Source organism: Luteibacter sp. 22Crub2.1 (assembly GCF_900167995.1).
Taxonomy (GTDB): domain Bacteria; phylum Pseudomonadota; class Gammaproteobacteria; order Xanthomonadales; family Rhodanobacteraceae; genus Luteibacter; species Luteibacter mycovicinus.
Genome location: NZ_FUYT01000014.1, coordinates 51,896 through 77,628, shown reverse-complemented (window position 1 = coordinate 77,628; position 25,733 = coordinate 51,896). Strand labels below are relative to the sequence as shown.

Below are 25,733 nucleotides of genomic sequence, written 5' to 3'. Positions count from 1 at the left end.
GGGGCCGGTCAGGGATGACCGGCCGTTTTCGGGGAGGCAGGGACAGCCGACTCGAAAACCCCCAGTCGGAGCCCGACCCGGCCGAAGGCCATTGATATACGGCCGCGGTAGCGGCCCTTCCCTGAGGGGTCGCCGCAGGCGTGGCCGCGAGGGTCACCCCCGCCGGCTCTTCAACGCGAAACAACACACCGCGACAAAGCAAGACGCGATGGCGCAAGCCGAGCCCGCAGCACCGCTCCATGTCTGCCGCAAAAAAAACGCCCCAAAACAGGGGCGTTCTCGACCGCGGGCAAACGCACAAATTACTTGTAACGCACACCCTTGATCTCATACGTCTTCGTGCCATTCGGCGCGACGAAGTCGAACTCGTCGCCTTCGCTCTTGCCGATCAGCGCACGCGCGATCGGCGACGACACCGCGATCAGGTTCTTCTTGATGTCGGCTTCCAGGTCGCCAACGATCTGATACGTCACTTCCGTATCGTTATCGAGGTCGATCAGCTCGACGATGGCACCGAACACGATGCGCGAGCCCACCGTGAGGCGCTCGGTATCGATGATTTCGGAATTGGACAGCGCCGCTTCCAGCTCGTTGATACGGCCTTCGTTGAAGCCGTGCATCTCGCGTGCGGCGTGATACTCGGCGTTTTCCTTCAGATCGCCATGCGCACGCGCTTCCGCCACGGCGGCGACGATCTCGGGACGCTTCACGCGCTTGAGGTACTCGAGTTCGTCACGAAGACGGTCGGCACCGATGGCGGTCATGGGCGGACGGGTCGGGCTCATGCGTTCAGCTCCTTGTGCAGGTCCTGCAGGCTGTTCACTTCACCATCGGCGTGGAAGTCGAGCGAATGCACGAGGGCACGCGCGCCGGCCACGGTGGTGGAGTACGTGACGCGCTGCTGCAGCGCTTCGCGACGGATCGAGAACGAATCCGAGATGGCCTGCTTGCCTTCCGTCGTGTTGACGATATAGACGACTTCGCCGTTCTTGATCAGGTCGACGATGTGCGGACGGCCCTCGAGCACCTTGTTGATGCGCTCGCACTTCACGCCATGACCCTCGAGGAACGACGCGGTACCGGCCGTGGCCACGACGACGTAACCGCGTGCGGTGACATCCTGCGCGATGGGCAGCAGGCGCTCCTTGTCGGCATCGCGTACCGACATGAAGACCTTGCCCTTCGGCGGCGCCTTGATGCCGGCCGCCTCGTGACCGCGTGCGAACGCGGCGCCGAAGGTGCGACCCACACCCATCACCTCACCCGTGGAACGCATCTCCGGCCCGAGGATCGGGTCGACGTTCTGGAACTTCAGGAACGGGAAGATGGCTTCCTTGACCGAGTAGTACGACGGGATGATTTCCTTCGTCGCGCCCTGGTCGGCGAGCGTACGGCCGGCCATGGCGCGCGCGGCGATCTTCGCCAGCGACATGCCGGTGGCCTTGCAGACGAACGGCACCGTGCGCGAAGCGCGCGGGTTCACTTCGAGGATGAACACCTCGTCACCCTGGATCGCGAACTGCGTGTTCATCAGGCCGATGACCTTCAGCTCACGCGCCAGCTCGGTGACCTGGCGGCGCATTTCGTCCTGCACTTCCTGCGAGAGGGAGTACGGCGGCAGCGAGCACGACGAGTCGCCGGAATGCACGCCGGCCTCTTCGATGTGCTCCATGATGCCGCCGATCAGCACGTTGCCTTCGGCATCGGCGACGATGTCGACGTCCACTTCCACGGCGTGATCGAGGAAACGGTCGAGCAGTACCGGCGAATCGTTGGACACCTGCACGGCGTCGCGGATGTAGCGCGAGAGGTCGGCGTCGGCGTAGACGATTTCCATGGCGCGGCCACCGAGCACGTAGCTCGGGCGGACCACCAGCGGATAGCCGATCTCACGGGCCAGCGCCAGCGCTTCGTCGGCGTTGCGCGCGGTGCGGTTCGGCGGCTGCTTGAGCTTGAGCTTCTCGATGAGCTGCTGGAAGCGCTCACGGTCTTCCGCCAGGTCGATCGACTCTGCCGAGGTACCGATGACCGGCACGCCGGCGGCTTCGAGCGCACGCGCCAGCTTGAGCGGGGTCTGACCGCCGTACTGCACGATGACGCCCTTGGGTTTTTCGAGGTCGACGATCTCCAGCACGTCTTCGAGCGTCAGCGGCTCGAAGTACAGGCGGTCGGAGGTGTCGTAGTCGGTCGAGACGGTTTCCGGGTTGCAGTTGACCATGATGGTTTCGAAACCATCCTCGCGCAGCGCGAGCGCCGCGTGCACGCAGCAGTAGTCGAACTCGATACCCTGGCCGATGCGGTTCGGACCGCCGCCCAGCACGATGATCTTGTCGCGGTTGGTCGGGTTGGCTTCGCACTCTTCCTCGTACGTGGAATACATGTACGCGGTGGTGGTGGCGAACTCGGCGGCGCAGGAGTCGACGCGCTTGTAGACCGGGCGGACGCCCAGCGTACGACGCACGTGACGCACGGCGGCTTCGTTGGTGTCGACCAGCTCGGCCAGACGCGCATCGGAGAAGCCCATGCGCTTGAGCTCGCGCATGCGCGGTTCGTCCAGCGCGGTCAGGCCCTGGCGCTGCACTTCGCCTTCGGTCATCACGATGTCTTCGAACGCGGCCAGGAACCACGGATCGATACGGGTCAGCGCATAGACCTCTTCCAGCGACAGGCCGGCGCGGAAGGCATCGGCCACGTGGAACACGCGGTCCGGACGCGGCTCACGCAGTTCGCGCTTGAGCGTCTGGAAACCTTCTTCGCTACCGATGTCCAGGCCGGTGGGGTTGAGGCCGGTCTTGCCGATCTCGAGGCCACGCAGAGCCTTCTGCATCGACTCGGTGAAGGTACGACCCATCGCCATCACCTCGCCCACCGATTTCATCTGGGTGGTGAGGCGCGCGTCGGCGGCCGGGAACTTCTCGAAAGCGAAGCGCGGAATCTTGGTGACGACGTAATCGATGGACGGCTCGAACGAGGCCGGGGTGAGACCGCCGGTGATGTCGTTCTTCAGTTCGTCCAGCGTGTAGCCGACAGCGAGCTTGGCGGCGACCTTGGCGATCGGAAAGCCGGTGGCCTTGGAGGCCAGTGCCGACGAACGCGACACCCGCGGGTTCATCTCGATGACGACCACGCGCCCGTCTTCGGCGTTGATACCGAACTGCACGTTGGAGCCGCCGGTGTCCACACCGATCTTGCGCAGCACCGCGATGGAGGCGTTACGCAGGCGCTGGTATTCCTTGTCGGTCAGCGTCTGTGCCGGCGCGACGGTGATCGAGTCGCCCGTGTGCACGCCCATCGGATCGAAGTTTTCGATCGAGCAGACGATGATGCAGTTGTCCGCCTTGTCGCGGACCACTTCCATCTCGAATTCCTTCCAGCCAAGCACCGACTCTTCGACCAGCACTTCGTGCACGGGCGAGAGTTCGAGGCCGCGGCCGACGATCTCGACGAATTCTTCCTTGTTGTATGCGATGCCGCCACCCGAACCACCCAGCGTGAAGCTGGGGCGGATGATGGTCGGGAAGCCGACCGTGGCCTGGATTTCCAGCGCCTGTTCCATCGAGCGGGCGACCTCGGCCTTCGGGCACTCCAGACCGATCTCGGCCATGGCGATGCGGAACAGGTTGCGGTCTTCCGCCATGCGGATGGCTTCGCGCGACGCGCCGATCAGCTCGACGTTGTATTTCTCGAGCACGCCGTTGTCGGCGAGGTCGAGGGCGCAGTTGAGACCGGTCTGGCCGCCCATCGTCGGCAGGATCGCGTCGGGGCGCTCCTTGGCGATGATGCGCTCCACCGTCTGCCAGTTGATCGGCTCGATGTAGACGGCGTGGGCCGTGTCCGGGTCGGTCATGATCGTCGCCGGGTTCGAATTGACCAGGACGACGCGGTAACCCTCTTCCTTCAGCGCCTTGCAGGCCTGGGCGCCGGAATAGTCGAACTCGCAGGCCTGGCCGATGACGATCGGGCCGGCACCGATGACGAGGATGGTCTTGATGTCTGTGCGCTTGGGCATGGTATCTCTCGCAAACGAAGCGGATGGATGAACGGAAGGGCCAGCGGCGCGTCAGGACGCGCGCTTGGCCTTGTGCTCTTCCATCGAGGCGATGAACGTGTCGAACAGGTAACCGACGTCCTCCGGACCGGGGCTGGCTTCCGGGTGTCCCTGGAAACAGAACGCGGGGCGGTCCGTCAGGGCGAAGCCCTGCAGCGAGCCGTCGAACAGCGAGGTGTGGGTGACGCGCACGTTGGCCGGCAGCGTGGCCGGATCCACCGCGAAGCCGTGGTTCTGCGAGCTGATCAGCACGCGGCCGGTGTCGTGATCCTTCACCGGATGATTGGCGCCGTGGTGACCGAACTTCATCTTCAGCGTCTTCGCGCCGACGGCCAGCGCCAGGATCTGATGCCCCAGGCAGATGCCGAACAGCGGGATCTTCGTATCGAGGATCCGCTTCGTCGCTTCGATCGCGTAGTCGCACGCGGCCGGGTCGCCCGGGCCATTGGCCAGGAAGACGCCGTCCGGATTCATCGCCAGCACGTCATCGGCGGGCGTCTGCGCCGGCACCACGGTGATGTCGACACCGCGGCCGGCGAGCAGGCGCAGGATGTTCTGCTTCACACCGAAGTCGTAGGCGACGACCCTGAACTTCTTCGGCGCGTTGTAGAACGCCTGCTTGTCGAGGTCGTACACACCTTCAGACCACTGATAGGTCCGGGTGGTGCTGACGACCTTGGCGAGGTCCATGCCATTGAGGCCTTCGAAGCCGCGCGCCTTGGCGACGGCGGCATCGGCGTCGATCGCGTCACCGGCGACGATGCAGCCGCTCAGCGCGCCCTTCTCGCGAAGGATGCGTGTGAGGCGACGCGTGTCGATACCGGCGATGGCGACGATGCCGTTGCGCTCGAGATACTGCGGCAGGGGCTCGACGCTGCGCCAGTTGCTGGCAAGGCGCGGCACGTCGCGGACGATGAGGCCCGCCGCGTGGACGCGGTCGGCTTCGACGTCGACATCGTTGGTGCCGGTGTTGCCGATGTGCGGATAGGTCAGCGTGACGATCTGACGGGAGTACGAGGGGTCGGTCAGGATTTCCTGATAACCGGTCATGGCGGTGTTGAACACCACCTCACCAATCGTCTCACCACGGGCACCGACCGCGTGGCCGTGAAAAATGCTGCCGTCTTCGAGAGCAAGCAGAGCAGGAGTACGCATGGGATGGCCGCCTTCGGGTGCAGCAAAGCCCGCAAGCCTGCATTTAGCGGCTCGTGGGCCTTGGGGATATAGGGGTCGCTGGGCGGGTAAGAATGATAGGCGCCAGGGCCCGTTTTGTCCACCGCAAAACGATGAACGACCCTGCGGCGGAATATCGCTGGTGAACAGGTCCGACGCGATACAATGGCGCCCGAGCCAGACCACCGAGAACCACCGCATGCTGCTCGACCCCGCCCGCCTGGACCGTCCCGACACCGACATCCGGCACGAGCCCTTTTCGTTCATGATCGCCCACGGCCAGCTGCCGGACGAGTCGCGATCCGAACTGGACCGCGACTTCCCGCAATACACAAGCGCCGGCTTCTTCCCCTACGACGCCAGCGACTGCGGCCCGTCCGTGAACGAGCTGGTCAAGCAGATGACCTCGCGCCAGTTCTCTTCCGCGATCGGTAAACACCTCGGTATTCCCGGGCTGGAGAACTATCCCACTCTGGTCACGATCTGCCGCCTGCTCAACCGCCGGCACGGCACCATCCACACCGACAGCAAGTCCAAGATCGCCACCGCGCTGATCTACCTCAACCCGATGTGGCCGGATACCAGCGACGGCTGCCTGCGTTTCCTCAGCTCGATCAATGACATCGACGACATCGTCGCGCCGGAGCTGAAGCCGCTTTACGGGGAGTTCGCCGTGTTCCGCCGGGCCGAGAACTCCTTCCATGGTCACCTGCCCTATGAGGGCGAGCGCCGGGTCATTCAGGTCGCCTGGCTGACCTCCGAAGAGGAGAAAGCCCGCAAGACCAAGCGGGGCAAGTTCTCGCGGGTGTTCAAGAAGATCTTCGGAAAGCTGGACCGGAAGGTGGGTGCCGATCGCGACCGGAACGCCTCGCATCCGGACTGAGTTTGGCTGAATTCGTCGGCGGGCGGGCTCTCGCCAGAGCCGATCTTCCGTCCCTCACCGCACCCCGAACCACCAGCCGACGAACACGGCAAACACGCCGTACAGCGCGCCGATCGGCATCAGCCAGCGCGCTTCCACCGACCCATGCCGGAACATCGCCCACAACGCGATCACCGCCACCATCGTGACGCCGCCAGCCACGATCAGCGGCGTATCGAACAGCCACGGCGTAGCGAACAACGCCATCGAGCTGGGAATGGTCGCCTGAATCATCATGGCGCCGGAGATGTTGGCCAGCGCCAGCCGCTCCTTGCCCTGACGCACCCAGATCAGCGCGTTAACCGTTTCGGGCAGCTCGGTTGCCACGGGGCTCAGCACCAGCGCGACGATGTGCGGCGACAGGTGGAAGAACTCACCGAAGGCTTCGAGCTGCCACACGAAGGTGCGCGACGCGATGGCGATGACGATCAACGCCAGGCTGGTTTGCAGCGCGATCCAGCCCATCGTCGGATCGGCGTCATTCGGGCGGAAGGTCAGCGGCTCGAGCTCTTCCTCCTCAGGCGCCGTGCTGTCGTCACGCATCTCGCGCCACACGTAGGCCACGTACGCGAGCAGGAAAAGCACGCCGAGCCAGGGCTTCCATGCGAACGCGACGAGACCCAGGCCGACTTTTACGACGAAGATCGCAAGGAACCACGACTGATCGCGCGCGAGACGCTGGTTATCGACACGCACCCGGAGGTCGGGGCGCTTCAGGCGCTTACGGCCCGCATACAGAGCGAATCCGACCACGGCGTACGCGATGGTCGCGAGCACCAGTGGGCCACCGAGGGCCGCACCGACGCCGATGTCCTTAGCCGCGGCATCCTTGCCGAACATCACGGCGACGAACGTCACCGCGCTTTCGGGAAGCGCCGTACCGAAGGCCGCGAGGACCGTACCGGTAGCGGTGGCGCCGAGGTTGAGCTTGCGCCCGAACCATTCGACGCCGTTGACGAAGTATTCGCACGCGAAATAGATGGCCCCGGCCGAAACCAGGAAGAGAAAGCATGTCAGCAGCATGTTTTATCTAAGGCCGAGCGAGCGAGAAAATACCGATGGCTCAACGACACCGCTCGCCCGGCCTGGGTAAGCATGTCGCTGGCCAAAGGTCTCGCCGGGCCGGCGACGCACCGTGCGTGCGTCGCTGCCGTTCGCGCCATGGGGCACAAGGCCACCAAGTCTGTTGACGCGAACTCTCCTGGGTACGGAGATGGCTACTCCCCAATGACTTCGGGGCGGATATTAACACGTGCTCTCAGATCAGGTGAGAGCGATTCTTACGCAGAGCATCAAACCTTCGCGGCGATTACGTCTTCGATCGTCCAGGTCCCTGGCGCACGCCCGGCGATCCACGCCGCGGACTCCAGCGCGCCGCGCGCGAAGATGGACCGATCCGTCGCGCGATGCCCCAGCTCGATACGCTCGCCCTGCCCCATCAGCAACGCCTGGTGCTCACCGACGATATCGCCGCCGCGCACAACGGCGAAGCCGATCGTCCCCGCCTTACGCGCGCCGGGACGGCCCTCTCTCGAATAGACGGCCAATTCATCCAGCGTCGCGCCACGTCCCGCGGCCGCGGCGTGCCCCAGTGCCAGCGCGGTACCCGACGGAGCGTCTTCCTTCCGGTTGTGATGGGCCTCGACGATATCGAGGTCCCAGCCAGGCAGTGCCGCGGCGGCTTCACGAAGCAGCCGCGTCAGAACGGCGACACCGAGACTGAAATTGGCGGCATGCAGGACAGCGATGCGTTCCGATGCTTTCGCGAGGCGCTCGGTCTGCTCAGGACCGAGGCCGGTACTGCCGGTCACCAGTGACGCACCACTCGTCTCACAGTAGTCCAGCGCGGAGGCGAGACCCTCCGGACCGCTGAAGTCGATGACGACGTCGATGTCGGAGGCATCGTTCCAGTCGCTGAAGCGAAGCGCCGACACGTCGCCATAGGCCGCCTTGCCCAGACGCGCGGAGTTCGACGAGACGATGGCGCGAACGAGTTCGAAGCGTTCGTCGTCGCGGACAAGACCGAGCAGCGCATGGCCCATCCGGCCGGATGCGCCGCTGACGGCGAGACGGACGGGACGGGTCATGAAGTGACCCTGGACCAGAAGTCTTTCACCCCATCGATGAACGTCGTCGAGCGCGGCGTATGCTTGGCCGCCTCTTCGCCGACGAACGTCGCTTCGAGCTGGGTAAGCAACTCTCGCTGTTCCTTGGTCAGGCGAACCGGCGTCTCGACCACGACGGTGCACACCAGGTCACCCGTACGACCGCCGCGAACGGACTTCACGCCACGACCGCGCATGCGGAACTGATGCCCCGTCTGCGTCTCGGGCGGCACGTTGACGGCGACTTCGCCCTCGAGCGTCGGGACCATCAGTTCGGTACCGAGCGCGGCCTGAGCGAAACGAATCGGCACTTCGCAATACAGATCGCTGCCATCGCGCTGGAAGATTGCGTGCTCGCGCACACGCACTTCCACGTACAGATCGCCCGACGGTGAACCGGCCGGGCCGGCTTCGCCCTGCCCGGTCAGACGGATGCGGTCGCCGTTGTCGACGCCGGCCGGAATCTGCACCGACAGCGTGCGTTCTTCTTCCAGACGGCCTTCGCCGTGGCATTTCTTGCAGGGCTTGTCGATCTTCTGGCCGGAGCCGTGACAGGTCGGGCAAGCCTGCTGAATCGAAAAGATGCCGTTCTGCATGCGCACGCGGCCATGGCCGGCGCAGGTGCTGCATTTGGAGACCTTGCCGTCTTCCGAACCGCTACCGTTGCAGTGATGGCAATTGACCTGGGTCGGAATCTCGATCTTCTTCTCGACGCCGAAGACGGCTTCCTCGAGATCCAGGTCCATCATGTAGCGCAGGTCGGCACCGCGACGCGCACGCTGGCGTCCGCCGCCACCGCCGAAGATGTCGCCGAAGATGTCGCCAAAGATATCGCCGACGTCGCCAAAACCGGCGCCGCCGCCACGACCGAAGCCACCGCCTTCGAAGGCGGCATGGCCATGCTGATCGTACGCCGCGCGCTTCTGCGCATCGGACAGCACGTCGTAGGCCTCCTTGGCTTCCTTGAATTTCTCGATCGCAGTCGGATCGTCCGGATTGCGGTCGGGGTGGTACTTCATCGCCACGCGACGGAAGGTCGTCTTGAGGTCGCCCTCGGTCACGGTGCGCTCGACACCGAGAATTTCGTAGTAGTCGCGCTTGCTGCTCATTACACGCTTGCTTTCCCTGGACGGACGAACGCGCCGAGAGGTTTCCCTTCGACGCGATCGTGCCGGTTAACCGTTGTCACACCGCGGGCGCCGGGCCCGCGGTGTGCCGTTGCTCTACAGGACGAAATTACTTCTTCTCGTCCTTGACCTCGGTGAACTCGGCGTCCACCACGTCATCCGGCTGAGCCGAGCCGCCGCCCGGTGCCGACTGCTGCGCGGTGTCCTGCGTGCCGCCACTGGACTGAGCCGCGGCGGACAGCGCCTGAGCGACCTGCTCCAGGTTGGTGATCTTCGCCTCGATGGCGTCCTTGTCTTCGCCGGTCAGCGCCTTCTCGAGTTCCGACACCGCGCCATCGATGCTGGCGAGCTGCTCGGCCGGGATCTTGCCGCCGTGCTCCTTGAGCTGGCTGCGCGTGGCATGGACGAGCTGGTCGCCCTTGTTACGCGTCTGCACCAGGTCGTGGAACTTACGGTCTTCTTCGCGGTTGGCTTCCGCGTCGGCGACCATGCGTGCGACTTCGTCATCCGACAGGCCCGAACCGGCCTTGATCTCGATCTTCTGTTCCTTGCCGGTGTCCTTGTCCTTCGCGGACACGTGCAGGATGCCGTTGGCGTCGATGTCGAAGGTCACTTCGATCTGCGGCTGACCGCGCGGTGCCGAACGGATACCGGAGAGGTCGAACTTGCCCAGCGACTTGTTCGCATTGGCACGCTCGCGCTCGCCCTGCAGCACGTGCACGGTCACGGCGGTCTGGTTGTCGTCGGCGGTCGAGAAGGTCTGCGAGGCCTTGGTCGGCACCGTGGTGTTCTTCTCGATGAGCTTGGTCATCACGCCGCCCATCGTCTCGATACCGAGCGACAGCGGGGTCACGTCGAGCAGCAGCACGTCCTTGACCGTACCGCCCAGCACGCCACCCTGAATCGCGGCGCCGACGGCGACGGCTTCATCCGGGTTGACGTCCTTGCGCGCTTCCTTGCCGAAGAAGTCCTTCACGGCTTCCTGGACCTTGGGCATGCGGGTCTGGCCACCGACGAGGATCACCTCGTTGATGTCGGAGATCTTCAGGCCGGCATCGTTCAGCGCCGTGCGGCACGGATCGATGGTGCCCTTGACCAGGTCTTCTACCAGCGACTCCAGCTTGGCGCGGGTCAGTTTGATGTTGAGATGCTTCGGACCCGTCGCGTCGGCCGTGACGTACGGCAGGTTGACGTCGGTCTGGTGCGCGGACGAGAGCTCGATCTTGGCGCGCTCGGCGGCGTCCTTCAGACGCTGCAGGGCGAGCTGATCCTGGCGCAGGTCGATGCCCTGCTCCTTCTTGAACTCTTCCACGAGGTAATCGATGACGCGATTGTCGAAATCTTCGCCGCCGAGAAAGGTGTTGCCGTTGGTCGAGAGCACTTCGAACTGCTTCTCGCCGTCGACGTTGGCGATTTCGATGATGGACACGTCGAACGTGCCGCCGCCCAGATCGTACACGGCGATCTTGCGGTCGGCCGTCGAGGTCTTGTCCAGACCGTAGGCCAGCGCGGCAGCGGTCGGCTCGTTGATGATGCGCTTGACCTCGAGGCCCGCGATCTTGCCGGCGTCCTTGGTGGCCTGGCGCTGGCTGTCGTTGAAGTAGGCCGGCACGGTGATGACGGCCTCGGTCACGGCCTCGCCAAGGAAGTCCTCGGCGGTTTTCTTCATCTTCATGAGGACCTTCGCGGACACTTCCTGCGGGGCCATCTTCTTGCCATCGGCGGTCTGCACCCATGCGTCGCCGTTATCGTGCGCGACGATGCCGTACGGAACCAGCTTGAGGTCCTTCTGGACTTCGGCGTCGGTGAACTTGCGGCCGATGAGGCGCTTCACCGCGTAGAAGGTGTTCTTGGGGTTGGTGACGCTCTGACGCTTGGCCGGCGCACCCACCAGGACTTCGTTGTCCTTGGTGAAAGCGACGATGGACGGCGTGGTGCGATCGCCCTCAGCGTTTTCGATAACGCGCGCGGTCGAACCTTCCATCACTGCGACGCAGGAGTTGGTCGTACCGAGGTCGATGCCGATGATCTTGGCCATTGAAGTTGCTCCGTATTTCTAAGCGGCCCCCGCGGCCGCGACTGGTTTGGAAAATGGGGGTGTGCCCCATCGATTCAATATCTGGTGAGACTCCCCGCGGCGCGAAACCGACGCCGGACGGGGTTTGGTTCAGTTGTCGCGAACCACCGCCACGAGAGCCGGACGCAACAGGCGGTCGTTCAGGACGAACCCCTTCTGCACCACGGCCACCACGGTGTTCGGCGCGTGCTCGTTCGATTCGACCGAGCTGATCGCCTGGTGATGCTCCGGGTTGAACGGCTGGTGCAGCGGGTCGACGACCGAAAGGCCGTTGGCCTGGGTCACCTTCTCCAGCTGCTTCAGCGACATTTCCAGCCCCTCGCGCAGCGTCTTCGCGTCGGCCGTCTGATTGGCCAGGCCCAGCGCGATGCCGTCGTACACCGGCAGCAGGTCGCCCAGCAGCTTCTCGTTGGCGAAACGGCGGGCCTGGTCGAGGTCACGCTGCATGCGGCGGCGCTGGTTCTCGATCTCCGCCTTCTCGCGCAGGACCGTCTCGCGGGCCTGGGCCAGCTCGACTTCCATCGCGGCAAGCTGGGCGTTCAGCGCGTCGAGCTCGGACTGTGCGCCGTTCTCGTCGACACCGCCGTCCTGCGCCTGATCCGGCGCATGGGGATCGTTGTTCTGCATGGTTACTCCAAATGTCAGCTTCACGGCCCTCCCTCGGGAAGGGCCGAACATTCGCGGGAAATACTAAACCCGCCTCCCGTGCCGGTTTATGAGGTCGCCGCGGCGCGATTCAAGGCGTCACTGAGCAGTCCGGCCGTGGCTTGTACCACGGGAATCACCCGCTCATATGCCATACGCGTCGGTCCAATAACTCCGATCGCGCCCAGCATCCGGCCGCTGGTGCCGTAGGTGGCGGTGACGATACTGCACCCGTCGAGGGCGGAAAAACCGGATTCCTCGCCGATGAACAGGCGCACGCCGGGCGCCTGGACGCACATTTCCATCAGCTGAAGCAGATCGCGCTTCTGCTGGAAGGCGTCGAAGAGGTCGCGAAGCCGCTCGATATCGGCCAGCTCCGAGTACCCCATCAGATTGGTCTGACCGCTCACCAGCACGTCGTCCGCATCCTCGACGGGGGTGAACGACGCGGTGGCCAGCTCCACCACGCTGGCCAGCTGGCGATTGAGCTCGCCCCCGGCCTCGCGCAGTTCGGTGGCGAGGTGCGCCCGGATGTCCGCCAGACGGAAGCCGGCGAACTGAGCGTTGAGATAGTTGGCCGCCTGCTCCAGCTCCGTGGCATCCAGCGGCCTGGCCAGCTGAACCACCCGGTTCTGCACCTGGTTGTCCGAGAACACCAGGATCACGAGGACCCGGGCGTCGGGCAGATTGACGAAGTCGATGTGGCGCAGCGGAAAATCGCCCTGGCGCGGCACCGTGACCACGCCGGCGAAGCGGGTCATCGCCGAAAGCAGGTTCGAGACGTTGCCCAGCAGGTCGCGCGTGGTCGTCTGGTGCGGTGGCAGCCCGCCCTGCAGGCGAGCCATGTCGTCGCGCGGCAGCGGCTTCAGTTCGAGCAGACTGTCGACGAACAGGCGAAGGCCGCGCGGCGTCGGAATACGCCCCGCCGAGGTGTGGGGCGATGCCACGAGGCCCGCTTCTTCCAGGTCCGCCATGATGTTGCGGATGGTCGCCGGACTCACTTCCAGGCCGGACGAACGCGCCAGCGTGCGTGAGCCCACCGGCTCACCGTCGGAAAGGTATTGCGATATGAGGGTCCGCAGCAGCCGGCGCGCTCGTGCATCGATGTCGTGACCGGAGAACGGATTCATGCGCCTGGCTGGTGTGGGAAAGGGGTTGGAAGCTCGCGCTATCAATAAGGTCTCGCCGCCTCGCTTGCAAGTCTCGGCTTATGCGACTCGCCTCCCGCTACAATCGGCGCGATTCCATCCGCCGCCTGGTCCTCATGCTCACGTCGCTCTACGTCCGCCAGTTCGCCGTCGTCGAAGAAGCCGAGATTGCCTTCGGTCCGGGCCTTACCGTGGTCAGCGGCGAGACCGGCGCGGGCAAGTCCCTGCTGGTGGATGCCCTGATGCTGCTGGCGGGCGCCCGCGCGGACAGCGGCATGGTCCGGGCCGGCAGCGACCGCGCCGAGCTGGCCGCCGAATTCGACCTCACCGGCCTGCCCGAAGCCACCGAGTGGCTCCGCCAGGAAGAACTGGACGATGGCGAGACCTGCCAGCTGCGTCGGGTGATCCGCACCGAAGGCAGCTCGCGCGGCTGGATCAACGGCCGCCCGGCCAGCCTCGCCCAGATGTCGGCGCTGGCCTCGCTGATCGTCGAGATCCACGGCCAGCACGAGCACCAGGCCCTGCTTTCGCGCCAGCATCAGATGGCTTTGCTGGATGCCTACGCGGGCAACGAGGTCTTGCAGACGAGCGTCCGCGACACGGCCAAAGCCTGGCGCGACGCCGTGGCGCGCATTCGTACGCTGTCCGGCGGCGATGACCGCGAGCGCCAGATCGAGCTGCTCGCCCACGAACTGGAAGAACTCGACCGCTGGGCCCTCGCGCCCGCCGCGCTCGAAGACCTCGAAGCCCAGCATCGCCGGCTGGCCAATGCCGGCCGGCTGGCCGAGGGCGCCAATGGCGTCGTTGAAATCCTCGACGGCGAAAGCGAATTCGCTGTCGGCCGCGCCCTGTTGCGCGCCCATGCTGAGGTGTCGCGCCTGGCCGAGCTGGACGCCTCGCTCGTCCCGACCCTGGAGCTGCTCGACAGCGCCCAGATTCAGGTCGGCGAAGCCGTCGACGGCCTGAGCCGCTACGCGCAGGATGTCGAACTGGATCCCGAACGGCTGGCCGAGGTGGACACCCACCTCACGCACCTTCATGACCTCGCCCGCCGCTACCGCTTGCCCATCGAGGAACTGACGGCCAAGGCCGAGGAAGTCCGCGAGCGCCTTGCGGAACTGGAAGGCGCCGGGGATGCGCTCGACCGTCTGGGTCGCGAGCGCGATCGTCTGCGCAAGGCATGGGATGACGCCGCATCGTCGCTGTCGAAAGCCCGCGCCGACGCCGCAGGCCGACTCGGCGCCACGGTGGCCGCGTTGATGGGTGAGCTGGGCATGGGCGGCGGCCGTCTCGAAGTGTCGCTCGAACCGGCCGAGGGCGACGACCCGGATCCGCAGGGCCGCGAGCGCTGCGAACTGCTGGTCAGCGCCAACCCCGGCCAGCCGCCACGCCCGTTGCGCAAGGTGGCCTCGGGTGGCGAACTCGCCCGCATCAGTCTGGCGATCGAAGTCGCCACGCTGGGCAACGACAACATCGGCTGCATGATCTTCGACGAAGTGGATACCGGCATCGGCGGTGCCGTCGCCGAGGTGGTCGGCCAAAAGCTGCGCGCGCTGGGCGAAAAGGTGCAGGTACTCTGCGTCACCCACCTGCCCCAGGTGGCGGCGCAAGGTCACTCACACCTGCGCGTGGCCAAGGAGAGCGACGGCGATTCGACCCGTACGCGTATCCATCCGCTGGATGCGTCCGGCCGTCGTGACGAGCTGTCGCGCATGCTGGGTGGCGTCGAGATTACGAAAGAGACGCGGGCGCACGCGAAGAAAATGCTGGATCGGGCTCAGGGGTGACCGTCAGGTCCTGATGAGCCCCCGCTCCTGAGCCATCCGATAAAGGTCCAGCTCCGACCCGGCATTGAGCTTGTTCATCACCGCCGCCCGGTGGATGTAAATCGTCTTCTGCCCGATCCCCAGTTCCGCCGCGACCTGTTTCGGCGCGCGCCCCGCCGCGAGTAAGAGGAATACCTCCCGCTCTCGTGCCGTCAGGCGGCTGAACGGATCCAGATCCGCCGAAGGCCGTCCCGAGCGCCGCTGACGCAGATCCGAACTGAGATATTGCTCACCACTAAGGACCGAACGCACCGCGGCGACGAGTTCTTCGGGCGCGACACCCTTGGTCACATAGCCGCGCGCACCGCGACGCAGCGCCTCGGAAACGTAAGGTTCGCCGTCATGCATGCTCAGCACGACGATCTTCATCCCGGGCGAAATACTCGCGAGATGCTCGATGAGCGGGAGGCCGCTACCGTCGGGAAGCGACAGATCCACCGCCACCAGGTCGGGGCGATGCTGGGTGACCGCATCGACAGCCTCGTCGGCATTGCGGGCTTCGGCAACGACGTCCAGATCGGGTTCAAGCTCGATGAGTCGCTTGAAACCCTCACGGACGATGGCATGGTCATCTACAAGAGCGATTCTTGGCATGCACAGAATGTAACAGGCAATCCCGACGCGTGCGTATGGGCGACGCCGAGCGTCGGGGCGGCACATCCGCCGTGTAACATTCGGGCATGCGACTACACGCGCCTTCCCGATTCGCCGGTCCCCTGCTAGCGCTCGCCTACGCGGCGATCTGGATCATGCTCTGGCCTACCGAGCAGCCCTACTGGGTGCTGCCGTTTGGCCTGCGCTTCGGTGCGCTGCTACTCACCCGCACCCGCAACTGGTTCTGGATCCTCGGCGCGGAACTCGCCGGCAGCATGATCTGCGAATGGCGCAGCGGCCTGCCCATCGGCGGCGCCGGCTTTCTGCTCGGCGACGCGCCGGAGCCCCTGATGGTGGCCGCGTGCCTTTGGCTGCTTCGCCGCGCCCACCTGCACGCCAGCCTGGGCACCCCGGAAGACGTCGCCCGCCTGCTGCTCTCGGCGATGGTGACGGCCACGGTCGCCACCGCCGGCAACGCCGCCATGATGGCCTCGCTGCACCCGGCCGCGCCGGTCGAGATGCTGGGCACCACCTTCGGCAGCGACCTGCTCGGTAACTACCTCGGCGTTCTGCTGGTCGTGCCGGTGATGATCCTCGTCTTTCGCGAGCGCCCCACGCAGTCGTCCATGGCCGAGCTCCTGCTCGACGGCCTGCTCGTCATGCTGCCCTCGCTGGCCATCCTGATCACCCTGGCCGAGTATTCTCCGCAGCCGCAGTTCGCCCGCGTGCTGTCACTGGCACCGGTGCTCTTCTTCGCCTTCCGTCATGGCTGGCGTGGCGCGGGCCTGGCCATGCTCATAACAAGCGTGGGCCTGAATGTCACCGAAGACATGATCGGGCGCGGCGCTCCCACGGCGGCGGCCCATCTGTTCCTTGCCGTGGCCGGCACCGGCACGCTGATGCTCGGCGCAGCCACCGACGCGCTTCGCCGCAGCAGCGAGCGCGTCGCCCAGCAGAACACCCACCTCGCCGCCGCCAACCAGCGCCTGGATCAGCTGGCCCGTCAGCTGCGCGACGCCGCCCGCGGCAACCTCCAGGCGGAGGAAAACCTGCGCCGACACATGGCCGCCGAGCTGCATGACGAACTCGGACAGAACCTCACCGCGATCCAGACCCACCTGAAACTGGCCCAGGCGCGGCTAGGCAGCGCGGGCATGGAGGACATCGGTAAATCCATCAACGGCATCCTTGGGCACATGCGCAAGGCGCTGCACAAGATGCTCGACAGTCTGCGCCCCTCGGTGCTCGACGAGTTCGGATTGCTGCGCGCACTGGACGAAGGCCCGATCCGCGACATGCTGACCGCCGCGGGCATCCATTACGTCACCGACCTGCGGGGCGAGCCCCGCCTGCTGGACGAGGACACGCTGACCGCTATCTACCGCGTCGTCCAGGAGAGCGCGACCAACGTCGTCCGCCACTCCGGCGCCAGCCGGATGGCCCTGCGCCTGCGCATCGGCATGCGCGACAGCGGCCCGGTCGCCATCCTCGACATTCGTGACGACGGCACCGGCCTGCCCTCCACCCCCAAACCCGCAAGAACCGACGGCGGCGGGCGCGGACTACAGGGCATGAGTGACCGAATCACCGCGCTTGGAGGCCTCTTCCGGATCCGGCCCGAGCCCGTCGGACTGCACCTCCGCGTGTTGCTCCGCAGCACAAGTATCGGAATGAGCATAGGAAATTTTCCAATACCGGGTCAGTGAACACTTCGTTACGATCCCATTATCGATGTGGGGGAGCCGCCGTCGAGAGACGGTGAGCCCAGGTCGGTCGTGGGGACGATCGACCTGATGAGGCGACAGGATGTCGGCCTCGCCGGTTCGAAGTGGGCAGACGTGAATCCAGCGAGCAACTCGCGATCCACGTTCCACAACGAAGCGGATCAAGCCGCCGGTGGACAGGAGTCCGCCGGCGGCGTTTTTTATGGGCGCCCGAAATGTCGTCGCCAACGCCCCTTGCCTGAATCACGCCCACGAAAAAGGCCCCCGAAGGGGCCCTCTCACCGCGAGCGAAAGCCTGACTCAGCGCTTCTTCTTGGGCCGCACGTACAGCACCAGGCTGTGGTCTTCGATGACGTATCCGTGGCGGTCGGCGATCTCGTGCTGGAGGCGTTCGATCTCCTCGCTGATGAACTCGATCACTTTCCCGCTGTCAACGTCGATCATGTGGTCATGATGCTTGCCGCGGTCCAGCTCGTAGACGGCCTGCCCACCTTCGAAGTTGTGCTTCATTACGATGCCGGCAGCTTCGAACTGGGTCAGCACCCGATACACTGTGGCAAGCCCGATGTCCTCCTGGTGCGCAAGCAGACGCTTGTAGATGTCTTCAGCCGTGAGGTGGCGTTCGTCCGCCTCTTCGAAGATCTGCAGGATCCGCATGCGCGGATGTGTGACTTTGAGCCCCGCCCTGCGGAGCTCTTTGGTTTCCTGGTCCATATAGACCCCCTCGCGGTGCCGTCAGGCGCTTAGTGTATCATCGCAGGCTTCACGATCCGGACGTTACTACGCATGCATAAGCTCATCCGCACGCTGGGTTTGGCCATGATGGCGGTTGCCATCGCGGGCTGTGGCCTCGTCTATACCCCCGACGTGCAGCAGGGCAACCTGCTAGACAAGAAAAACGTCGACCAGCTGCAGCCGGGCATGACCAAGCGTCAGGTCCTGGTGCTGCTGGGCACCCCCTCGGTCACCTCGCCTTTTGACCAGGATCGCTGGGATTACGTGTCCACCTTCTCCCACCGCGGCCAGAAGATGACCACCCGTACGCTCACCCTGACCTTCAACAACGACACGCTGGTCCGCACCGAAGGCGATTTCTTCGCCCAGGACGCGCAGCAGCTGCTGAAGGACTCCGAGAAGTACAAGGCCAATCCGGTCGGCGGCGCCCAGGGTGACAAGAACACCAGCGCTGACGACAAGAAGGACGACGGTGGCGTGTTCGGTGGCGGCTCGTCGGACGACAAGAAGTAAGAAGTCGGCAGGTTCAGGCGCCGCGTTTCGCGCGGCGCCGCCTGGCCTCCATCGGATCCAGGATCAGCGGCCGGTAGATCTCCACCCGGTCGCCTTCCTTCAGCACACGATCCGCATCCACCTTCTTCGAGAAGATGCCCAGACGGGTAGCATCGGGAGCCACACCTTCGGGCAGTTGCGCACGGGCCAGCTCAATGGCTTGCCAGACGGTCGTCCCTGACGGCACGACGAGGCGAACTACCCGCTGCGCTTCCGGTCCCGCGTAAGCCACTTCGACGTTCAGGTCAGCCATACTCGCGGCGTGCCTCGTCGCAGAAGTCGTCGACCATCCGGTTGGCGAGTTGCTGAAACCCCATCTTCAATACGGACCCGCCGAGGCCGGCGTAGTCGAAATCCAGTGCCAGGGCGATCTTGCAGCCCACGTCACCCAGGGCCTGGAAGGTGAACAAGCCATCGAGCGAGCGGAACGGCCCCTCCACGAACTGCATGGTCAGCCGCTCCGGCCGCACCGTGGTGTTACGGGTGGTAAAGCTCTGCCGCATGCCGGCGAACTTGAGATCCAGCCGGGCGACCAGCACATCGTCACCCCGCTCGATCACGGTGGCCGCGTCACACCACCCGAAGCGCTTTGGGTATGCTTCCACATCGTTGACCAGGTCGAACATCTGCGCGGGCGTGAAAGGCACGATCGCACTGCGGCGGATTTCAATCATGAACTGACCTCGTCTTATGTGCCGGCAAACGGACCCGCCGGCCTTGTATCAGGGACTCGAGAGACCGATTTTAGCGGACATGGCAAAAGCGAAACCGAAGGACACGGAAAAAGAAGGCGGCGGCACGATCGCGCTTAACAAGCGCGCGCGCCACGAATACCACATCGACCAGCGCTTCGAATGCGGCATGGCCCTCGAGGGCTGGGAGCTGAAGTCGCTGCGTGCCGGCCGGATCAATTTCGGCGAAGGTTGCTACGCGATCATCCAGCACGGTGAGGTGTTCCTCGTCGGGGCCCAGATCCCGCCCCTGATCAGCGCTTCCACCCATGTGATCGCCAACGATCGCCGCACCCGCAAGCTGCTGCTCCACCGCGAGGAAATCGATCGCCTGATCGGTGCGGTCGAGCGGAAGGGCTACACGCTGGTGCCCACTGCGATGTACTGGAAGCACAACAAGGTGAAGTGCGAAATCGGCCTGGCCAAGGGTAAGCAGGAGCACGACAAGCGCAACACGGACAAGGAGCGCGAATGGGCGATCGACAAGCAGCGCGTCATGCGCTCGCACAATCGCATGGGCTGACCTGAACGGTCAGGCGGCGCCCATTGTGGGTCTCCCTCCCCGCCCATATACTGAGTGATGTAGTTCCACCACGTTTTCCCCGGGGGTGTTCTGGTTTCGACGGGGGTAGTGCGATCTACTGGTGCATGCCGAGGGGGTAGCTTTCCTCGTTAAACCAGCTGCAAAACATATAGTTGCCAATGACAACTACTACGGTGACAACTCGGTGGCTCTCGCCGCCTAAGCTGTCCGGCCCCTAAAAAAGGCCAAACCCCCGACCCGCTCTTGTGCTCATGCTCGGCGGTGTAGGGTCACTATCATGAGACCGCTGAAAGGCTCTCCGTCTGTGGGCCTGACGCTAGATCAATCAGATATGTCCGCCGGTGCGCTTAGCACGCCGTGCTGTCGGTGGACGAGATCTAACGGTGAGCTAAGCATGTAGATCTGGAGATTAAACGCCTTCGGACGCGGGTTCGACTCCCGCCACCTCCACCAACACCTGCGGCGAGACAGCGATAAATCGTTGTTTCGCCGTTTCTTTTTGCGGCAAAGCCACGCCCGAAACGCCGTTCCCTCAGGTGTCGCTTTAGCTGCCGTTTGTGCCCAGACCCTTGTTTGTTCAACGTCCGTCCGGCCTCTACGTCGCTTTCTAGTGCTGTCCACGCCGGACAGGTCTGGGGCTGACCGCTCCGATGCACGCGAAGAGCCCGACACATGGCGACCAGCCGGAACTCACGGAGGTGATCGCAAATGAACGCGTACTTAGCCCTTACCCGTTGGCAAAGCACGCGGCGACTTCTTTGGCGATGTCACGCTCCTCGGCGACACGCTTCAGCTCAGCCTGTAGGCGTCGAACCTCGGCGCTCTGATGCAGCTCCGCACGCTTGACGATCGTGGGCTTGGAGAAGGCCTTCTTCCAGCCATACAGGCTGTGGCTCGTAACGCCCAGCCGCTGGGCGACGTCGAGCACCGGCCGCCCGTGCTCTCGAACTGCCTTGATCTTGAACTGATCCGTATAACGCTTGCCACTCATAGAGACCTCCTCAACTGCCATAAATTATGGCTTCAAGTGGTCTACGAAAGTCTGGGCGGTCCAGCTCGCCGAAATCGGGGCTCGCTTTAGCGCGCAGCATTGTTCGTTAAAGCCACTCCTGACCTAGCCGTTTTAGCTACCAGCATGTCGGTTTTGAGTGGAATTTCACGGGAGTCGTCGAATGTTTTTGTGACTGTGATGGTCCCCGTCAACGCCGCCGGTTCGTTCACTGCGCCCGCAGCGTCGCGAAACAACCACGCCTGTTCGACGTCCGCTGGGAAAAGCGCCGCGGCACCGACGATGATCGCGCCCGAGAGGTCCATGTTGCCCGCTGGGTCGGTGTCAACTTTGAAGCTCCATCCGTTTGGAACGTGCACGACGCTGGCCAAAGTCAGATGTTTTCCATGCATCTCCAGGCCAACGATCCGTTCGCCCGGGCGCACATCAACGCCTTTGAGTGACAGGACATATTCCCTGGCTGATGCCGCAGACGACGCGCACACCAGCACCATGACCAACACTACCGCGCTGACACGATGTTTCATGACTTAAATCCTTCCGGAACGGTGACCGTACCATTGTGCAAACGGCCCTGTCACAGTTCACCTCCCGGCGAACGCGGCCGGCGTCAATCGATGACGTCGATGGCATCCGACTGCAAAAATAGGCACGAAGGGACAATCGCCCCCGTGCCCGCATCCGTCAGATGCTGCCTTGCAAGAACGACACGAGGTCGCGATTGAAGTCGTCCTTGTGCGTGATGACGAGGGCGTGTGGCGCGCCATCATATTCTTTCAGCACCGAGCCTGGAATCTCCCTGGCCAGACGGCGCGCGCTGGCGTCAATCGGGATGACCTTGTCATCATCACCGTGGATGATGAGCGTCGGGACACGGATAGATGCGATGTCCTGACGGAAGTCGGTTTTGCTGAACGCATCCACACAGTCGAGCGTGCCTTTCTTCGATGCCTGCATGGCAACCACCAGACTCGAATCAAGCGTCGCCTGGCTTACCGGATGGGACAACATGCCCTGGCCAAAAAACTGCTTGCCAAATGTTTCAAGGAACGCGGGACGTTCATCGCGGAGTTTTTCTTTCATCTCCGTGAAGACATCGCCGTCGACGCCATCGGGATTGTTGTCGCCCTTGAGCAAGTACGGTGTCACTGCCGACGCAAACACGACGCTGGCAATCCGATCGGCACCATGGCGTGACATGAAGCGCGCCACTTCACCGCCGCCCATCGAAAATCCAACAAGCGTGACGTCTCTCAAGTCGAGTGTTTCCAGCACGGCGTTCAAGTCATCGGCAAACGTGTCGTAGTCGTAGCCGGCTGCCGGATGGTCGGACCGCCCGAATCCCCGACGGTCATAGGCAATGGCACGAAAGCCGGCGTCGGCCACCGCACCCATCTGGTACTCCCACATGGCCGAACTCAGCGGCCATCCGTGAATGAACACAACCGGGCGGCCTTCGCCCACCTCTTCATAAAAAAGCGTGGTCGGTTGAGCTGTGGATTTGACGGTCACGAATGGCATGGGGAACTCCTCGGGTTGGATACCAACGCTGGCAAGGACCACATCAACAGCGAGAGAAAGACCTGCATGCGCTTGAACGACGTCCGTGAGTCACAAAGCGACGTATCGATGTCTCATGTCATGGTAGCGTTTCGGTGTCAGCGAATAGCGCCCTGCCGCGGAGCGCCAGCATGTCTCGCATGAGAAAAAAGGCCGACCTGCCTCATAAAACCTGCGCCGCCTGTGGGCTCCCCTTCACCTGGCGCCGAAAGTGGGCGAAGGATTGGGAGCAGGTCAGGTATTGCTCCGAGCGGTGCCGACGCTCGAAACCCGATATCAAAGGGTCTGTCATTCCCAGCCTTCGGTAGTCACGCCACCTTGACCCGAAATCACCCGGCCTGTTGTGTTACATCCAAACACACAGGCAAACCGTCACGTTGACGGAAACACAGCGATGGTGCATCAACAGACATTGGATGCCCCCACTGTGCAAACCTCAGAAAAAACGACCTGCCTGCTCGTCGAAGACAACGCCTTCGTATCCGATGCGTATCAAATCGTGCTTGAAGGTGGCGGCTTTCGTGTCTGCCAGGTCGCCGCGTCCGAACCCGACGCCATCGATGCCATCCTTACACGCAGGCCTGACGTCGCTCTGGTCGACATCGACATCGACGGTGGCGATTCGCTCGGCGTCGCCACGGCGCTCATCGCCAAGGACGTTCCGGTGGCGTTCGTCACGGGGCACCCGCGGTCCGTCTTGCCAGCGCCCTTCTCCACTTTGCCGTACCTGCAAAAACCGGTCTCGCGCGCCGCGTTGCTTGCGCTCGTCCAACGCCTGGAAGAGATGCGGGACAGATGAGCCGCCCGGGCCGGCCGGCCAGCGGCTTTATTCGCGAATGATTTGCCAGGTTCCGTCTGCGCCTTCCTGACGGACCTGCACGTCAAAACCCATTTCCTCGAGCGCGCGGGCACGGTCGCACGCGGCATGCATGGCTACCAGCCCGTCCTTGTAGGACTCGCCGTCCCTCCCCTGCTCCGACACGTGCCAGTGGCCGCCCGGTTGCGAGGGGTGCAGGATGAATATCCGAACGAGTGACATGAGCGCTTTTCCGGCAAAAAAACTTCCGGAAGAATACTGATTGCTCTGCGCCCTCTCAACGGCAAAATCCATTCGACCGCGTAGTGGAAAGGCAGTGGCGGACTCTGCGGGCGCGGAGCGCATGGCCAATCCTCATCTCAGGCGCGAAACGGCCATCTGACCAAGGCTCCAGACGCTCGCCCAGGCGAGCTGAAGCGTGGCGTGAGCACTTCCATCGGCACCGTCTTCGACCACCACGCCACGGTGGTCGAACACCTGAAACGAGCCCCGAAACCCCTCGCCTGGTAAGGCATGAACGGAGTACCCGCATGTTAATCGGACAGCCATCGTACAAATGTACAGCACTTGGCTGAATTTGTCTTCCCGCGTCTGGCGACTCGCGTCCCCGCGCCGTCGAAGGACGGTGCATCCAGCACCCTCAAAAGTCTCGCCAAACCGACGCCGCCATGGCGACCGTGGCCGGTGAGGAGGGCGACTGCAGGACCGGTGGGGTCGGAGTGCGGCCGGCTGGCGCAGGACGTTCGGCGTAGGGAGCGGTGTCCTCCCCCGCAAAGCGGAAGACAGCGACCTGGAGCATCAGGCCTTCGGCAAGCTCGCTGGCTTGCTGACTAGCCGCACTGGCTTCCTCAACGAGGGCCGCATTTTGCTGGGTGACCGAATCGAGCTCGGTCACCGCCATGTTGACCTGATCGATTCCGGCCGCCTGCTGGGCATTGGCCGTGGCAATGTCGGTGACGAAGCTTGCCACCTTGACCGCACCCGCTTGCATATCGGCCAGAGCGTCCGTAGTACGCGTAAGAAGCGCAGCGCCAGCTTCCACGCGCTCGCCGCTCGATGCGATCAGCACCTTCACGTCCTTGGCAGCCACAGCACTTTGCTGGGCGAGACGACGGACCTCTCCGGCCACGACCGCGAAGCCCCGCCCATGTTCTCCGGCGCGTGCGGCTTCGACGGCGGCATTCAAGGCCAGCAGGTTGGTCTGAAACGCGATCTCGTCCATCGTGGTGACAATGCCGCTGATTTCGCGACTTGCATCGCTGACCCTGATCATCGCATCCGACGTTTCCCCCGCGAGCCCGCGCGTCGTCGCTGCCTGGGACGTCAACAAGTCGGCCAGCGCCCGGGCCGCCGCAGCGGACTCGGCGTTCTGACGGACCGAGGCGGTCATCTCTTCCATGGAGGCTGCCGTCTCTTCCAGACTCGATGCCTGCTCCTGGGTGCGCGAAGACAATTCGTCGTTGCCGGCAGCGATGTCCTTGGCCGCGGCGTTCACCTGGCTGGCGTTGTCGCGCACTTTCCGGACGATGCCGGCCAGCGTCGTGTCCATCGCGACGAGCGATCGCAGGGTGTCGCTGACCTCGTCCTTTCCTTTGACGTCGATGGCGTGCCCTAGTTCGCCGTCGCTGATGGAGGCAGCCAGTTCGCGAGCCTGAATCAGGGGTCTCATGATGGAACGCGCCAGGAAGACGCCGCACGCAACGAGGGCCGCCGCGCCCACCACGAGCCCGATGACGACCAGGACGAACGCGTGGCGCTCGATGTTCTCCGACTGGGCGAACGCCTGCGCGGCTTCGTTGACGTTTTCCTGCACGATGGCGTCGATCGCACTCGATTCGGCGGTAAACGCCGGGCCCACCGCAGTGAGCATGTACTGCACCGCTTCGTCCCGTTTCCCGCTCGCCATCAGCGGATCGAGACGTGCGTTGAGCTCACGGGCGTGCGCCTGCGCCGCAATGAACCGGTCAGCTTCCGCTTTTTCCTCAGGCGAGGAGACCATGTTCGGGTAGTAGCTTGCCCAGAGGGCGTCTATTTTTTTCGCCGCCGCGGCGTTGTCCGCCTGCTCCGCTTTCGCCGCGTCCACCGTGCCCACCAGCAACGCCCGGTTGAGCCCGGTGCGCGTCCCATTGAAAAGCGCACGAACCCCGGTGACATCCACGATTGGCTCGAGTGACGTGCGGTAGATGGCTTCCGTCTGCGCGCCGGTCTGGCGAAGAGCCATCAGCCCCCCGACGCCGACCGAGAGGGCGATGACTACGGAGATGGCAATGAGAAGCGCGATGCGCTGGCGAACAGTCATGGGAACACTCCAGGCGGGGACATTTCGCTATCGGCGCGCGCCCACACTGCTGAAGTAAATTTGACAAAATTGATGAAAAGCGTTCATGCGCGATTAA

The 25,733-nt window shown here is 64.0% G+C and carries 24 protein-coding genes, 1 other RNA gene, 1 pseudogene and 1 riboswitch; of the genes and pseudogenes, 8 read left to right on the top strand and 18 right to left on the bottom strand.

The annotated features are described in order from the left end of the window. Positions 1–302: 302 nt before the first annotated feature. From greA to carA, 3 genes are read right to left on the bottom strand one after another with little or no spacing between them, the layout of a single operon-like run. Positions 303–785: a transcription elongation factor GreA gene (greA, locus tag B5X73_RS15300; RefSeq protein ID WP_036112526.1), complete on the bottom strand. Its 483-nt coding sequence runs from the start codon at positions 783–785 to the stop codon at positions 303–305. Continuing rightward, positions 782–4,009 carry a carbamoyl-phosphate synthase large subunit gene (carB, locus tag B5X73_RS15295; protein ID WP_036112523.1) on the bottom strand — a complete coding sequence of 1,076 codons (3,228 nt, stop codon included), beginning with the start codon at positions 4,007–4,009 and terminating at the stop codon, positions 782–784. Before carB ends, greA begins: the two co-directional genes overlap by 4 nt. Before the next feature lie 51 nt (positions 4,010–4,060). Continuing rightward, positions 4,061–5,203: a glutamine-hydrolyzing carbamoyl-phosphate synthase small subunit gene (gene carA / locus B5X73_RS15290; protein ID WP_036112519.1), complete on the bottom strand. Its 1,143-nt coding sequence runs from the start codon at positions 5,201–5,203 to the stop codon at positions 4,061–4,063. A gap of 217 nt (positions 5,204–5,420) precedes the next feature. On the opposite strand from carA, the gene B5X73_RS15285 reads away from it, so the two are divergent. After that, positions 5,421–6,104 (top strand): 2OG-Fe(II) oxygenase family protein, encoded by a 684-nt coding sequence (locus B5X73_RS15285; protein ID WP_036112516.1) that lies wholly within the window; start codon positions 5,421–5,423, stop codon positions 6,102–6,104. A gap of 54 nt (positions 6,105–6,158) precedes the next feature. Here B5X73_RS15285 and B5X73_RS15280 read toward each other — a convergent pair whose 3' ends face one another. From B5X73_RS15280 to hrcA, 6 genes are all read right to left on the bottom strand, one after another. Beyond that, positions 6,159–7,166, bottom strand: coding sequence for a sodium:calcium antiporter (locus B5X73_RS15280; protein ID WP_036112512.1), 1,008 nt, complete (start codon positions 7,164–7,166; stop codon positions 6,159–6,161). A 16-nt stretch (positions 7,167–7,182) separates the two neighbouring features. Continuing rightward, positions 7,183–7,381, bottom strand: a riboswitch (yybP-ykoY riboswitch). 54 nt (positions 7,382–7,435) lie between these two features. Beyond that, positions 7,436–8,230 (bottom strand): 4-hydroxy-tetrahydrodipicolinate reductase, encoded by a 795-nt coding sequence (gene dapB / locus B5X73_RS15275; protein WP_079522441.1) that lies wholly within the window; start codon positions 8,228–8,230, stop codon positions 7,436–7,438. Then, complete coding sequence (dnaJ, locus tag B5X73_RS15270) at positions 8,227–9,357, bottom strand: molecular chaperone DnaJ (RefSeq protein ID WP_036112506.1); 1,131 nt, start codon at positions 9,355–9,357, stop codon at positions 8,227–8,229. The genes dapB and dnaJ overlap by 4 nt, the downstream gene beginning before the upstream one ends. Positions 9,358–9,484: 127 nt before the next feature. After that, positions 9,485–11,413 carry a molecular chaperone DnaK gene (dnaK, locus tag B5X73_RS15265; RefSeq protein WP_079522440.1) on the bottom strand — a complete coding sequence of 643 codons (1,929 nt, stop codon included), beginning with the start codon at positions 11,411–11,413 and terminating at the stop codon, positions 9,485–9,487. 129 nt (positions 11,414–11,542) lie between these two features. After that, positions 11,543–12,079, bottom strand: a complete 537-nt coding sequence (grpE, locus tag B5X73_RS15260; RefSeq protein ID WP_036112500.1) for a nucleotide exchange factor GrpE — start codon at positions 12,077–12,079, stop codon at positions 11,543–11,545. Between the two features lie 86 nt (positions 12,080–12,165). Next, positions 12,166–13,227: a heat-inducible transcriptional repressor HrcA gene (gene hrcA, locus B5X73_RS15255; RefSeq protein WP_036112496.1), complete on the bottom strand. Its 1,062-nt coding sequence runs from the start codon at positions 13,225–13,227 to the stop codon at positions 12,166–12,168. Positions 13,228–13,361: 134 nt separating this feature from the next. On the opposite strand from hrcA, the gene recN reads away from it, so the two are divergent. Beyond that, complete coding sequence (recN, locus tag B5X73_RS15250; protein WP_079522497.1) at positions 13,362–15,032, top strand: DNA repair protein RecN; 1,671 nt, start codon at positions 13,362–13,364, stop codon at positions 15,030–15,032. Between the two features lie 3 nt (positions 15,033–15,035). Here recN and B5X73_RS15245 read toward each other — a convergent pair whose 3' ends face one another. Beyond that, positions 15,036–15,665 carry a response regulator transcription factor gene (locus B5X73_RS15245; protein ID WP_036112494.1) on the bottom strand — a complete coding sequence of 210 codons (630 nt, stop codon included), beginning with the start codon at positions 15,663–15,665 and terminating at the stop codon, positions 15,036–15,038. An 86-nt stretch (positions 15,666–15,751) separates the two neighbouring features. Here B5X73_RS15245 and B5X73_RS15240 point away from each other — a divergent pair, with 86 nt between their 5' ends. Then, positions 15,752–17,371: an MASE1 domain-containing sensor histidine kinase gene (locus tag B5X73_RS15240; RefSeq protein WP_051943514.1), complete on the top strand. Its 1,620-nt coding sequence runs from the start codon at positions 15,752–15,754 to the stop codon at positions 17,369–17,371. Between the two features lie 318 nt (positions 17,372–17,689). On the opposite strand, the gene fur is transcribed toward B5X73_RS15240, so the two are convergent. Then, positions 17,690–18,103 carry a ferric iron uptake transcriptional regulator gene (gene fur / locus B5X73_RS15235; RefSeq protein WP_036112492.1) on the bottom strand — a complete coding sequence of 138 codons (414 nt, stop codon included), beginning with the start codon at positions 18,101–18,103 and terminating at the stop codon, positions 17,690–17,692. 72 nt (positions 18,104–18,175) lie between these two features. On the opposite strand from fur, the gene bamE reads away from it, so the two are divergent. Then, entirely contained in the window at positions 18,176–18,637 is a 462-nt protein-coding gene (gene bamE / locus B5X73_RS15230; RefSeq protein ID WP_036112489.1) for an outer membrane protein assembly factor BamE, read from the top strand. Positions 18,638–18,650: 13 nt separating this feature from the next. On the opposite strand, the gene B5X73_RS15225 is transcribed toward bamE, so the two are convergent. Both B5X73_RS15225 and B5X73_RS15220 read right to left on the bottom strand, forming a co-directional pair. Beyond that, entirely contained in the window at positions 18,651–18,929 is a 279-nt protein-coding gene (locus B5X73_RS15225) for an RnfH family protein (RefSeq protein WP_176167862.1), read from the bottom strand. Beyond that, entirely contained in the window at positions 18,922–19,350 is a 429-nt protein-coding gene (locus tag B5X73_RS15220; protein ID WP_036112485.1) for a type II toxin-antitoxin system RatA family toxin, read from the bottom strand. Before B5X73_RS15220 ends, B5X73_RS15225 begins: the two co-directional genes overlap by 8 nt. Positions 19,351–19,429: 79 nt before the next feature. On the opposite strand from B5X73_RS15220, the gene smpB reads away from it, so the two are divergent. Then, positions 19,430–19,930 carry an SsrA-binding protein SmpB gene (smpB, locus tag B5X73_RS15215; RefSeq protein ID WP_036112483.1) on the top strand — a complete coding sequence of 167 codons (501 nt, stop codon included), beginning with the start codon at positions 19,430–19,432 and terminating at the stop codon, positions 19,928–19,930. A gap of 81 nt (positions 19,931–20,011) precedes the next feature. Then, positions 20,012–20,404, top strand: a transfer-messenger RNA (tmRNA) gene (ssrA, locus tag B5X73_RS15210). A gap of 188 nt (positions 20,405–20,592) precedes the next feature. Here the strand turns inward: ssrA and B5X73_RS15205 are convergent. The 3 genes and pseudogenes from B5X73_RS15205 to B5X73_RS15195 form a co-directional block, all read right to left on the bottom strand. After that, positions 20,593–20,942 (bottom strand): annotated as a pseudogene (locus tag B5X73_RS15205) (transposase); the annotation flags it as partial. 86 nt (positions 20,943–21,028) lie between these two features. Beyond that, positions 21,029–21,487 carry a hypothetical protein gene (locus B5X73_RS15200; RefSeq protein WP_079522438.1) on the bottom strand — a complete coding sequence of 153 codons (459 nt, stop codon included), beginning with the start codon at positions 21,485–21,487 and terminating at the stop codon, positions 21,029–21,031. Between the two features lie 157 nt (positions 21,488–21,644). After that, positions 21,645–22,481 (bottom strand): alpha/beta fold hydrolase, encoded by an 837-nt coding sequence (locus B5X73_RS15195; protein ID WP_079522437.1) that lies wholly within the window; start codon positions 22,479–22,481, stop codon positions 21,645–21,647. A 179-nt stretch (positions 22,482–22,660) separates the two neighbouring features. Between B5X73_RS15195 and B5X73_RS15190 the strand changes: the two genes are divergently transcribed. Together B5X73_RS15190 and B5X73_RS15185 are read left to right on the top strand one after the other, a co-directional pair. Further along, positions 22,661–22,828, top strand: coding sequence for a DUF2256 domain-containing protein (locus B5X73_RS15190; RefSeq protein WP_217699784.1), 168 nt, complete (start codon positions 22,661–22,663; stop codon positions 22,826–22,828). 86 nt (positions 22,829–22,914) lie between these two features. Beyond that, positions 22,915–23,319 carry a response regulator gene (locus tag B5X73_RS15185; protein WP_079522435.1) on the top strand — a complete coding sequence of 135 codons (405 nt, stop codon included), beginning with the start codon at positions 22,915–22,917 and terminating at the stop codon, positions 23,317–23,319. A gap of 27 nt (positions 23,320–23,346) precedes the next feature. On the opposite strand, the gene B5X73_RS20700 is transcribed toward B5X73_RS15185, so the two are convergent. After that, positions 23,347–23,682, bottom strand: a complete 336-nt coding sequence (locus B5X73_RS20700; protein WP_139382803.1) for a hypothetical protein — start codon at positions 23,680–23,682, stop codon at positions 23,347–23,349. A gap of 295 nt (positions 23,683–23,977) precedes the next feature. Next, positions 23,978–25,636: a methyl-accepting chemotaxis protein gene (locus B5X73_RS15175; RefSeq protein WP_079522433.1), complete on the bottom strand. Its 1,659-nt coding sequence runs from the start codon at positions 25,634–25,636 to the stop codon at positions 23,978–23,980. Positions 25,637–25,733: the final 97 nt, after the last annotated feature.